9 protein-coding genes, 1 tRNA gene and 2 rRNA genes (1 of these 12 cut by a window edge) are annotated in these 11,977 nt (G+C 55.3%); all 12 read left to right on the forward strand.

What is annotated here, in order from left to right:
* Nucleotides 1-2,503 (forward strand): 23S ribosomal RNA (locus EQG66_RS03515) (it extends 290 nt beyond the left edge of the window).
* A gap of 138 nt (nt 2,504-2,641) precedes the next feature.
* Nucleotides 2,642-2,756 (forward strand): 5S ribosomal RNA (gene rrf, locus EQG66_RS03520).
* 121 nt (nt 2,757-2,877) lie between these two features.
* Nucleotides 2,878-2,954: transfer RNA gene (locus EQG66_RS03525), tRNA-Met, on the forward strand.
* A gap of 124 nt (nt 2,955-3,078) precedes the next feature.
* Nucleotides 3,079-3,795 (forward strand): polysaccharide deacetylase WbmS family protein, encoded by a 717-nt coding sequence (locus tag EQG66_RS03530; protein WP_129403149.1) that lies wholly within the window; start codon nt 3,079-3,081, stop codon nt 3,793-3,795.
* A 14-nt stretch (nt 3,796-3,809) separates the two neighbouring features.
* Nucleotides 3,810-4,697, forward strand: coding sequence for an LbetaH domain-containing protein (locus EQG66_RS03535; protein ID WP_164975570.1), 888 nt, complete (start codon nt 3,810-3,812; stop codon nt 4,695-4,697).
* The gene (locus EQG66_RS03540) at nt 4,694-5,395 is read left to right on the forward strand and encodes an acyltransferase (RefSeq protein ID WP_129403151.1); all 702 of its coding nucleotides are present in this window, start codon (nt 4,694-4,696) and stop codon (nt 5,393-5,395) included. The genes EQG66_RS03535 and EQG66_RS03540 overlap by 4 nt, the downstream gene beginning before the upstream one ends.
* A 120-nt stretch (nt 5,396-5,515) precedes the next feature.
* Nucleotides 5,516-6,565, forward strand: coding sequence for a Gfo/Idh/MocA family protein (locus EQG66_RS03545; RefSeq protein ID WP_129403152.1), 1,050 nt, complete (start codon nt 5,516-5,518; stop codon nt 6,563-6,565).
* A gap of 4 nt (nt 6,566-6,569) precedes the next feature.
* Nucleotides 6,570-7,595 carry an NAD-dependent epimerase/dehydratase family protein gene (locus tag EQG66_RS03550; protein ID WP_129403153.1) on the forward strand — a complete coding sequence of 342 codons (1,026 nt, stop codon included), beginning with the start codon at nt 6,570-6,572 and terminating at the stop codon, nt 7,593-7,595.
* A gap of 20 nt (nt 7,596-7,615) precedes the next feature.
* Nucleotides 7,616-8,749, forward strand: coding sequence for a DegT/DnrJ/EryC1/StrS family aminotransferase (locus EQG66_RS03555; RefSeq protein WP_220428627.1), 1,134 nt, complete (start codon nt 7,616-7,618; stop codon nt 8,747-8,749).
* On the forward strand, nt 8,749-9,237 hold the full coding sequence (locus tag EQG66_RS15690) for an acyltransferase (RefSeq protein WP_129403155.1): 489 nt from the start codon (nt 8,749-8,751) through the stop codon (nt 9,235-9,237). Before EQG66_RS03555 ends, EQG66_RS15690 begins: the two co-directional genes overlap by 1 nt.
* Before the next feature lie 77 nt (nt 9,238-9,314).
* Nucleotides 9,315-10,367 carry a DegT/DnrJ/EryC1/StrS family aminotransferase gene (locus EQG66_RS03565; RefSeq protein WP_220428628.1) on the forward strand — a complete coding sequence of 351 codons (1,053 nt, stop codon included), beginning with the start codon at nt 9,315-9,317 and terminating at the stop codon, nt 10,365-10,367.
* Nucleotides 10,364-11,959, forward strand: coding sequence for a glycosyltransferase family protein (locus tag EQG66_RS03570; RefSeq protein WP_129403157.1), 1,596 nt, complete (start codon nt 10,364-10,366; stop codon nt 11,957-11,959). The genes EQG66_RS03565 and EQG66_RS03570 overlap by 4 nt, the downstream gene beginning before the upstream one ends.
* The last annotated feature ends 18 nt before the right edge of the window (nt 11,960-11,977 follow it).

Consider the following 11,977-nt stretch of genomic DNA (forward strand, 5'->3'; position numbering starts at 1 on the left):
CGAGCGAACGCGGACCAGGCCAGTGCCTGATATTCAACTAGCAGAAGCTTCTGGAAAGGAGCGCCATAGCGGGTGACAGCCCCGTATGCGAAAGTGATGTATCAGGACTCGAGTAGGGCGGAGCACGTGAAACTCTGTCTGAACATGGGGGGACCACCCTCCAAGCCTAAATACTCGTACATGACCGATAGTGAACCAGTACCGTGAGGGAAAGGTGAAAAGCACCCCGATGAGGGGAGTGAAACAGTACCTGAAACCGGATGCCTACAAGCAGTTGGAGCGGCCTTGAGCCGTGACAGCGTACCTCTTGCATAATGGGTCTGTGACTTAATGTACCAAGCAAGCTTAAGCCGTTAGGTGTAGGCGCAGCGAAAGCGAGTCTGAATAGGGCGATTGAGTTTGGTGTATTAGACCCGAAACCCGGCGATCTATGCATGACCAGGCTGAAGGTGCGGTAACACGCACTGGAGGGCCGAACCGTTTAATGTTGAAAAATTATCGGATGAGTTGTGCTTAGGGGTGAAAGGCCAATCAAGCCGGGAAATAGCTGGTTCTCCGCGAAATCTATTGAGGTAGAGCGTCGAATGATTGCCGTTGGGGGTAGAGCACTGGATGGATGCGGGGGTCGCGAGATCTACCAACTCTAACCAAACTCCGAATACCAACGAGTCTAGTTCGGCAGACAGACGGCGGGTGCTAAGGTCCGTCGTCAAAAGGGAAACAGCCCTAACCTACAGCTAAGGTCCCCAAGTCATCACTAAGTGGGAAAGCATGTGGAATTTCCAAAACAACCAGGAGGTTGGCTTAGAAGCAGCCATCCTTTAAAGAAAGCGTAACAGCTCACTGGTCTAAATAAGAGATTCTGCGGCGAAGATGTAACGGGGCTAAAGTGATGCACCGAAGCTTAGGGTGTGATCTTTGATCACGCGGTAGCGGAGCGTTCCGTAGGCCGATGAAGCGATCTGGTAATGGGTCGTGGAGGTATCGGAAGTGCGAATGCAGACATGAGTAGCGATTAACAGTGTGAGATGCACTGTCGCCGAAATTCCAAGGGTTCCTGCTTAAAGCTAATCTGAGCAGGGTAAGCCGGCCCCTAAGACGAGCCCGAAGGGGGTAGTCGATGGGAACCACGTGAATATTCGTGGGCCTGGTGGTGTGTGACGGATGGCGTAAATTGTTCGGCCTTATTGGATTGGTCCGGGCAGTGAAGTTGTCCCAGGAAATAGCCCCACCGTATAGACCGTACCCTAAACCGACACAGGTGGAATGGTAGAGTATACCAAGGCGTTTGAGAGAAGTATCCTGAAGGAACTCGGCAAATTGCCTCCGTACCTTCGGAAGAAGGAGGCCCCACATTAAGGCAACTTTTTGTGGGGGGCACAGGCCAGGGGGTAGCGACTGTTTAGCAAAAACACAGGGCTCTGCTAAGTCGGCTTCAAGACGACGTATAGGGCCTGACGCCTGCCCGGTGCCTGAAGGTTAAGAGGAGGAGTGCAAGCTCTGAATTGAAGCCCAGGTAAACGGCGGCCGTAACTATAACGGTCCTAAGGTAGCGAAATTCCTTGTCGGGTAAGTTCCGACCTGCACGAATGGCGTAACGACTTCCCCACTGTCTCCAGGATATGCTCAGCGAAATTGAATTCTCCGTGAAGATGCGGAGTACCCGCGGTTAGACGGAAAGACCCCGTGCACCTTTACTGCAGCTTCAGAGTGGCATTAGGAAAGAATTGTGTAGCATAGGTGGGAGGCTTTGAAGCCGGGACGCCAGTTCCGGTGGAGCCATAGGTGAAATACCACCCTGTTGTTTTCTGATGTCTAACCTCGCACCGTTATCCGGTGCAGGGACCCTCTGTGGCGGGTAGTTTGACTGGGGCGGTCGCCTCCTAAAGAGTAACGGAGGCGCGCGATGGTGGGCTCAGGACGGTTGGAAACCGTCTGTTAGAGTGCAATGGCATAAGCCCGCCTGACTGCGAGACTGACAAGTCGAGCAGAGACGAAAGTCGGTCATAGTGATCCGGTGGTCCCTCGTGGAAGGGCCATCGCTCAACGGATAAAAGGTACGCCGGGGATAACAGGCTGATGATTCCCAAGAGCTCATATCGACGGAATCGTTTGGCACCTCGATGTCGGCTCATCACATCCTGGGGCTGGAGCAGGTCCCAAGGGTTTGGCTGTTCGCCAATTAAAGTGGTACGTGAGCTGGGTTCAGAACGTCGCGAGACAGTTTGGTCCCTATCTGCCGTGGGCGTCGAAATTTGAGAGGAGTTGACCCTAGTACGAGAGGACCGGGTTGAACATACCTCTGGTGTACCTGTCGTTCCGCCAGGAGCGCAGCAGGGTAGCTATGTATGGACGGGATAACCGCTGAAAGCATCTAAGCGGGAAGCCTCCCTCAAGATAAGATTTCATCGAGCCGTGGAAGACCACCACGTTGATAGGCCGGATGTGGAAGTGCGGTAACGCATGAAGCTAACCGGTCCTAATAGCTCTTTTCGCGCTTGATTGTCCCACCATCAATGACAGCACAGAGTGCTGATATTGTGGACTGGATGATTATTCGCAGCCCGATATGGTTCGTATACCTTCAGTAAAAGTGCATCGATTAAAAACCCGAATATCCGCTTATGCGCCTGCTTCATTGCTTGGTGACCATAGCGTCAGTGACCCACCCGATCCCATCCCGAACTCGACCGTGAAACCTGACCGCGCCGATGGTACTATTGCTCAAGCACTGGAAGAGTAGGTCGTCGCCAGGCATTGTAGCCGGCGCATGAGCAAGATATTCTGGTTTAAACCCATTCACATGTTTCAAAGGCGGCCAATAGGCCGCTTTTTTTGTCTCGCGATCAGGCTCCTGCCTGCAGCGAGAATGGTTGACGCGGGATGGAGCAGCCCGGTAGCTCGTCAGGCTCATAACCTGAAGGTCGCAGGTTCAAATCCTGCTCCCGCAACCATCACCATTTTATCCCATCATGCATAGCTCTTTTAGGCGAGTTTTTTCTCTCGTACGCAGCGAGTTGTTGACCGTGACGGCGCGATTCGCTTTACCGTGAGCTGCAAGCGCAATGGGAAGCAGATATGTCCGATGGCCGGTTCGTCCTGACCGCAGATGTTGATTGGGCGTCGGAGTATTCCATTCGGAGCTTTATCGACTACACTGTCAGTAATGACATAGTACCGACCTTGTTCGTCACGCATCAGTCCGCTGTAATTGAAGATGCAGCAGCGGCAGGTGAGATAGATTTGGGCATCCACCCAAATTTTATGCCCGGCAGCACCCACGGGGCCACCGTTGATCAGGTTCTGGACCATGTCTTTGATCTCGTGCCTGATCCTGTTGCATCGCGAAGCCATTGTTTTTTTGATAACAGCGCGGTTTCTCTCGCGCTGGCGCAACGTGGCATAGCAATAGACAGCAATATCTGCTGTCATTTGCAGGAAGGTCTGCCTGTTTTGCAGCATTGGAACGGAGTTAAACGACTCCCGGTTTTTTTCGAGGACGACGTACACTGGACGCGCGGCGGCGGGTGGTCCTTCGCGGACCATCAGCCTGCGTTTGAAAGCCCCGGCCTCAAGATCCTCAACTTCCATCCCTTCATGTGGGCGCTGAATGTACCGGATGCCGAGTTTTACGAGAAGAACCGGGCGCATATTACTACTCTTGCGCCCGAAATAGCGAACGTGCTGCGCTTTAGCGGTCAGGGTAGTGCAACATTCCTGGAAAATATTATTCAATGGGTCCGGCAAACGGGCGGCAGGTTTGTCAGCCTGCGAGAGTTATGCGAAACCGCATGACAGAGAGGGATAGCATGCTTTTATCTCAAGTGATGGCGGATCTTCCGGTTGAAATTATCCGTGATGTGAGCGTCAGGCGCTTTGGGCCGCTGAGCATTGCTAGCGAGGGTTTGATCCAATATTATTCCGATCCACGCTTTGCCCGTCAGCTTGAGGCATTATGCGGGGTACGGGCTATCATAGCGTCGCCCGACTTGGGCCCGATGGTGCCTGATGATTTCGGCCTTGCTGTGTGCGATAGCCCCAAGGAAATGTTTCTTAAAGCTTATCTGCGGTATGGGGCTGCACTTGAGGTGCCGGAACCATTCCCAAATCGCATAGATGCAAGTGCGCGCATCCACCCGCGAGCTGCCATTGCAGAGCACAGTGTTTGCATCGGAGCCAATGTTTCCATCAGCGCAAATGCTGTGATCCATGAAAGAGTGACGATCGAAGATGATGCCAGCATCGGCGCCAACAGCGTATTGGGAGGCGACGGGTTCGAGGTCGGCATCGTTGATGGGCGGCAGATCGTTGTTCCGCACTATGGCTCGGTGCTTATCCGCCGCGGCGCCGTGATTATGACCAATTGCTCAATCGACTGGGGGCTATTCGGCGGATGTACCGAAATTGGTGAAGGCAGTGTGGTCGATAACCTCGTGCATATTGCCCATAATGTTAGAGTGGGGCGAAACTGCCAGATTATAGCGTGCGCTATGATAGGCGGTTCTACCGTCATTGAGGACCGTGCAAGAGTCGGCCCTAATGCCACGGTGTCAAATGCCTTGAGGATAGGGTGCGATGCGCGCGTAACCTTGGGTGCTGTGGTGACACGCGATGTGGAGCCGGGGGGGCATGTGACTGGAAATTTCGCGTTACCTCATTCACAGTTCATCGAAAATATGCGCAAGGCCCGGCCATGAAGAGTAAGGAGGCCTCAGCCTCGGCCGTTGATGATCTCGCAGATATGCTGAAAATTGACAGGGCGGTATTGGTAAAGGCCGTGCCTGGTATTGAATCCATCCTGAGCGACGGCCCACTCGCGGGCCTTGGTGAACTGATGGCGGCGACAGTGCGCCGCAATGCGAAGCTGGACAGCGCCGATGATGGATTGCGCGCGCAAATCTTGCGATATCATGCGACAGACCTGATGACTGATCGTGAACGAGCAGCATTTTTCGGTTTGCCAGAGGGCTGCCGCATGCGCGAGCGCGCCAAAATATTGGCCCCTGAGAAATTTGTCTGCGGAGAGAATATATGGATCGGTGAAGGTGCGGTCCTTGATGCGCAGGGCGGGCTGACCATTGGCGATCACAGTCAGATCGGTTTGGGCGTTATGATCTGGTCACACAGCAGCCATCTTCAGGCTATCCGTGGGGAGACAACGGTTAGCCGTGAAAGCATAGTCTACAAGGAAACCCGTATCGGTAAGAACTGCTTCATTGGTGGCCCGACCGTAATCGCGGCGGGCGTTACTATTGGCGATGGCGCGATTATCTCGCCCATGACCTTTATCGATAGGGATGTCGCACCCGGCGAGCGGGTCAGCGGCCCCCGATCGCTTACTAAGCTTGAGCGGCGGGTTGCACAGCTTGAAAAGGCACTGGCCGCACTGGCCTGATCCCAATCACACTGGATATTTCATAATCTTAAGACATTGAAATCTGGGCTTTCGGTCGGCGCTCAATCCTTTCAAATCATGGTAAACACCTGTTAAGTATTTTCCATTAGCCCATGCTGTATGGCTAAACTCAAAGTCGGTCTTTGCGGTCTGGGGTATTGGGGGAAGAATCTCTTCCGCGCGCTGTCGGGCAACCCCGATATCCAGCTTGTTGCGGTTGCTGACGCGCGAGCGGACATCCGCGATGGGCTTGCCGTGTCGCACCCTCACATCATCCCTTATTCTGATGCGACAGACCTTATCGCTGATCCAGAAATAGAAGCCGTCGTCCTCGCGACGCCGGTGGCTTTTCATTACGCGCAGGCCAAGGCCGCGCTCGATCGTGGCAAGCATGTGATGGTTGAAAAGCCGATGTGCACGACCAGTGCAGAGGCGGACGATCTTGTGGCGAGAGCCGACCTTTATGGCCTCACACTAATGGCTGACCATACATTCCTGTTCCATCCTGCCGTTCTCAAGCTGGGTGAGCTGGTCCGTTCGGGAGAACTGGGCAAGGTTAGCTATTTTGACTCCCAGCGCATCAATCTTGGTCTTTTCCAGCCTGATGTGAACGTATTGTGGGATCTTGCGCCGCATGATCTGTCGATCATAGACTATCTGTTCGGCGGTGAGCCGGTCCATATCGAGGCTTCAGGCTATTGTCATGTTAACCCCGGTTTTCCTGATATCGCCTATCTGACCTTTCACTATTCCACGTCGATGGTTGCGCATCTCAACCTGAGTTGGATGTCTCCCGTCAAGGTACGGCATATAGCTGTCGGCGGCAGCGATAAGATGGTGGTCTGGGACGACCTCAATCGTGAAGAGCCGCTGAAGATTTACGACAGCGGAATCACCACCCATCCGCGACAAGACCGCGAGATCATTCTTCCCAGCTATCGCATCGGATCGGTGACATCCCCCCGCCTGAGCGGAGGAGAGCCGCTCGTCGCGGTGGTAGAGCATTTTCGGCAGGTTATTGTCGGCAAGACGAAAGCGCGGACAGACGGACGCCTCGGTCGCCGTATCGTGCGGACGCTTGAGCGCGCGCAGGCTGCGCTGGATCTCAGCCTTCGGCAGGCACAATCTTCTATGCCCGCCGTTTCCTCCCCCTCAGCAGCAGCGGCATAAAAACATGACTATCATACCTGTAAATAGCCCATATCCCAACAGTCTTGCTGGCAAGAATGTTCTGGTCACGGGTGGTGCCGGTTTCGTCGGATCGCATATTGTCGATCAGTTAATCGCTCATGATGTGGCGGCCATCACCGTTGTCGATAACATGGTGCGTGGGCGCCCTCAGAATCTCGCCGATGCACTTAAAAGCGGCCGTGTAACTGTTGTAGAGGGAGATATCTGCGATCAGACCTTATTGGATAGGCTCGTCAGTGAGGCGGATATCGTTTTCCATCAGGCAGCTTTGCGCATCACGCATTGTGCAGCAGAACCACGGCTTGCATTCGATGTGATGGGACGAGCAAGCTTTGAGATATTTGATGCCTGCGTCAGGCATAAAGTTGAAAAGCTGATCGCCGCCTCCTCTGCTTCAATCTATGGTCTGGCGCCTGAGTTTCCTACAACTGAAGCCGCTGCGCCCTATGCCGACCGCACCTTATATGGTGGGTTGAAGATGTTGAACGAAAGCCTCTTGCGGGCGTTCAACGATATGTACGGGCTTAATTATGTCGCGATGCGCTATTTCAATGTTTTTGGCCCGCGTATGGATATTCACGGCAAATACACGGAGGTGCTGATCCGTTGGATGGAGCGCATCTCCCAAGGTCTGCCGCCCTTGATCTTCGGTGACGGATTACAGACGATGGACTTCATCGATGTGCGCGACATTGCGCGCGCCAATATCGCCGCCGCTCTGTCTCCTGCGTCTGACCGGGTTTATAACGTCGCCTGGGGTAAGGAAGTTTCGCTGAAACAACTGGCGGATACACTACTCGAAATCATGGGGCGGCCGGAACTTGGTATCGAATATCATCCGGCGCGTGCAATCAATCCTGTTGAGCGCAGGCTGGCGGACATAAGCCGAGCGCGCGATGAACTTGGGTTTGCCGCCACGATCACGCTGGAGGATGGACTTCGTGATCTCGTGGCCTGGTGGGAGGCCGAGAGCGGCCTGGATCGAGCCGCAAAAAAGGCAGCGGCATGATTCCGCTAATGAAGCCAATCATGGGTCAGGCTGAGGCCGATGCGGCTTGTGCAGTCATTGCCTCTGGCTGGTTGACTCAAGGGCCGCAGGTCAAGCAGTTTGAAGACGAATTCGCGGCAACAGTGGGCGCTGACCATGCTTGCGCCGTCTCCAACTGCACAACTGCGCTCCATCTTGCGCTTTTGGCGGTCGGCGTGAAAGCCGGAGACGAAGTCATTACCGTGAGCCACAGCTTCATAGCTACCGCCAATGCCATCCATATGTGTGGTGCAGAGCCTGTCTTCGTCGATATCGAAGATGGCGGCTACAATATGGATCCTCTCGCCATAGAGGCGCTCATCAGCCCGCGCACCCGCGCGATAGTATGTGTGCACCAGATAGGTATGCCCTGCGATCTGCCAAGCATCTGCGCAATCGCCCGCAAGCATGGCTTGCGTGTGGTAGAGGATGCGGCCTGTGCGAGCGGCTCTGAGATCTCTGTCGACGGGTGCTGGCGGAAAATTGGCGATCCCATTGGCGATGTTGCGTGCTTTTCCTTCCATCCGCGCAAGATACTGACCACGGGTGAAGGGGGGATGATTACCACCAATGACCCCGCCATTGACGCCAGATGCCGCCTGCTTCGCCAGCACGGCATGAGCCTGTCAGACCTTGCGCGCCACACGTCGAGCAAGGTGATGGTGGAAACATACGACGAACCCGGTTTCAACTATCGCATGACTGATCTTCAGGCGTCGATCGGCCGGGTGCAATTGTCTCGTCTTGATGAGATAGTAGCCGAACGCCGGAGCCTTGCTGCGCGCTATGCGGAACTCCTTGCTGATGTTCCTGGCGTTACTATTCCGCATCAGCCCGAATGGGCGCGCTCAAATTGGCAGAGCTATACTATTGGATTACCGCCCCAGGCAGATCGCGCGCAGGTGATGCAGTCAATGCTCGATGCCGGCATCTCTACACGGCGGTCAGTCATGTCCTGCCATCTTGAAAAGCCATGGCGCAATGCGCGGCGCGGTCATCTTGGCGTGTCAGAGCGTGTGAGCGCCACACATATGATTCTACCCTTGTTCAACGGGATGACCGATGTTGAGCAGATCACAGTGCGCGATGCGCTCGCGTTCGCGCTCGGTGATGCTCAGGAAAAAAGGGTGGCCTGATGCCGATAGCAGAGAGCGTCCGACTGCATCCCGAAGCTGTGATCCATCATCCGGATCTCGTGAACCTGTATGGCTGCAGCATCGGCGCGGGAACACGCATCGGGAGCTTCGTCGAAATCCAGTCGGATGTCACGATTGGTGTCAACTGCAAGGTCCAGTCGCACAGTTTCCTGTGTTCAGGGGTCACTATTGAGGATGAAGTATTCATAGGCCACGGGGTCATGTTCACGAACGACATGCATCCTGCTGCGACCAATGCCGATGGCAGTCTGCAAACCGCGGGGGATTGGACCTGCGCACATACTTATGTTTGCCGACGCGCGTCGATAGGCAGCGGAGCGACGCTGTTGCCAGTGACTGTCGGTGAGGGGGCTTTGGTGGCAGCTGGCGCGGTCGTCACGCGAGATGTGCCGCCCTATGCCATCGTTGCGGGCGTACCTGCGCGGCAAATTGGTGATACCCGGACCAGAGAGGGCACAGCAGCATGAATGTTATCAGCACAATCGAACGCCCAGTGCCCTTCGTTGATTTGTCACTTCAATGGGATCAGATCCGCGGCGATGTAATGCCCGACCTTCAGGGACTGTTCGAAGCCAGCGCTTACTGCCTTGGCCCATGGGCCAGTGCGTTTGAGAAGCAGGTGGCGGATTATCTGGGTGTCAAGCACGCCATCGCCGTGAGCAGTGGCAGCGCCGCGCTCCATGTCGCGACTATTGCAGCCGGGATCAAGCGGGGAGACAAGGTTCTTGTTCCGGCTCACACGTTTATCGGCACTATCTGGGGCTTGCTTTACGAAGGCGCGATCCCTGTGTTTTGCGAGGTCGAGGACACGACCGGCAATATCGATCTCGCGGATGCCGAGCGTCGTTTGGAAAAGGGCGTAAAGGCAATTATACCCGTGCATCTTTATGGCCAGCCTGCGGATATGACGAAAGTCATGGCTTTTGCCAACCGGCATGGCCTTGCCGTTATCGAGGATGCAGCCCAAGCCATAGGTGCATGTTTCCAGAACAAGCGGATAGGCAGCTTTGGCACGATGGGGTGCTTCAGTTTCTACCCCGGTAAAAATCTTGGCGGGGCAGGCGAGGGTGGTCTGGTCGTCACTGATGACGATGAGAAAGCCAAGCTTCTGCGCAGCCTGCGCGAGCATGGGCAGACTGAGCGCTATGTTCACGACCGCATCGGTTACAATTACCGCATGGATGGTATTCAGGCTCTCGTACTGGGGCACAAGCTCAAGCGTCTGGATGGTTGGACCGACCAGCGTCGCGCTATCGCCGCCCGTTATAGAGGGGAGCTTGCCGATACCCCGTTGCGCCTGCCCGATATGGTCCATGGGGATCATGTTTATCATCTCTATGTCATCCGCACAGAGAAGCGGGATTCTCTTCGTTCGTTTCTGGAATCATGCGGCGTGCAGACAGGTCTGCACTATCCTTTGCCGCTATACAGGCAGCCTTGCCTTGCCGGGATTACGACGCCACCCGCAGAGGGTTTTCGGATTACCGAAGATTGGGCCAGCCATGGTCTGTCACTACCCATGTTCGCGGGAATGACTCTCGCGCAGCAGGATCGCGTCATCGAAGCGATTCATAGCTTTTTCAAGGTAGAAAAATGATGAGCGCTGGCACTTCACGGGTGAAGATTTTGTGCGTCAGGGCGCAACCCAACCCGGATTGCGCCACTTTGCTACATTCTGTGGTCGATGAATGGGTGCATGCCCTCGCGTTGCATTGCGATATCGAGGTGATCGAGCAGGATTTCGATCTTCGGGAGGTCTATGAACGGGTAAAGCCCGATTTTTTGCTGTTCGATTCCATCCACTGGGGGCGCAAATACCGGCTCACTATATCCAATCTCGATGCCTACCCTGATCTGCCGCGCGCGCTTTTACTCAACAATGACCCGCACGAGCCTATGCGTCCGCTTACAATGGATTTCATGGCGGCCTATGGCATTGACACCGTCTTTTGCACGGGGGCCGAGGATCTGGAGCACATGCACGAGCTGCGGCGTTTCAATGCCTTTGTTTTGCCTAAGTTCATCGATTCCGATGTTTTCCATGATTATGGCGAGGAACGTACGATCCCTGTCACTATCATGAGCGCGCACCTCTTTCCGACCTTTTATCCCTGGCGGGCGCGCGTGACGGAAGAAATCCAGAATCTTATGCCGACGCTGCTCTATACGCACCCCGGCTATACCAACGCGCGACATGATCCGTTTGCCATTCGCGATGAGAAATATGCGCGGATGCTGTCTCGCAGCCAGTTCTGCATCGCGGATACTACCCGTCTCGATTATGTCGTGCGCAAGCATCTTGAGATACCGGCGGCAGGCTCTGTCCTTGTCTCCCCACCGTCCGAGGCGCTGCGCGAATATGGCTTTATCGACATGGAAAACTGTGTGCTGGGCGCGGCGGGAGCGGAGCTTTACGGCAAGATACTGGCGGTCGCGAACGATCCGCTATGGTATGAGCGCATACGATCCAATGGGTCCGCCCTGGTTCACAGCCGCTATACGCGCCAGCACTGGACGCATATTCTTGATTGGTTTGCTTGCCGCCGCGCGTGCAAGCCCGGCCAAAAGGTGCAGCAGGATGGCGTGCTGGGCAAGTTCAGGATCGTGGAAGATGAACAGGGCGTGCCGGCCATCGCCGACTGGGTGGTCCGCGACAGCCCGATGGCGATCAAACTGCGCGCCGCGCGTGACGCATTGCTTCACGATGGCGATCTTCAGGCAGCAGTGGATGGCCTGAATGAGTCTATGGAATGGATCGGCCATATTGCCGAGCCGTGGTTCCTTATGGGCGTGATCGCGTTCAGCGTCGGAGATCTTGATAATGCCGCGCAGTGGCTGGCGAAGCGCAGCGCGATACAGGGCAGGGAAGATTCCGCTTTAGGCATTCTCGATCCCTGTGAGATAGCGTGGCTATTGCTGTTCGCCCACCTCACCGGTGACGAGGAACTGTATCAGCAAATGTCGGACTCTGCCGACAGAACCTCGCACCTAAGCATTCGCCGTATGCGGTGGCTGATAGACGGCGCCAATACCGATCTGGATATTAAGGAAGCGGGCCTCGATGCACCGCGAGAGGGCGATTGCCTCTCTATCCACTGGCTGGGCGACGAGGACTTTGAGGCGTGGTTCGGCCTCATACAGAAAGTGCTCATCGCCAACGAGCAGATGGCAGCGGCCCGCGTCGCCTGATCGTTTCGCTAATCGTTA

Source organism: Sphingobium fluviale, assembly GCF_004122115.1.
GTDB classification, from domain to species: domain Bacteria; phylum Pseudomonadota; class Alphaproteobacteria; order Sphingomonadales; family Sphingomonadaceae; genus Sphingobium; species Sphingobium fluviale.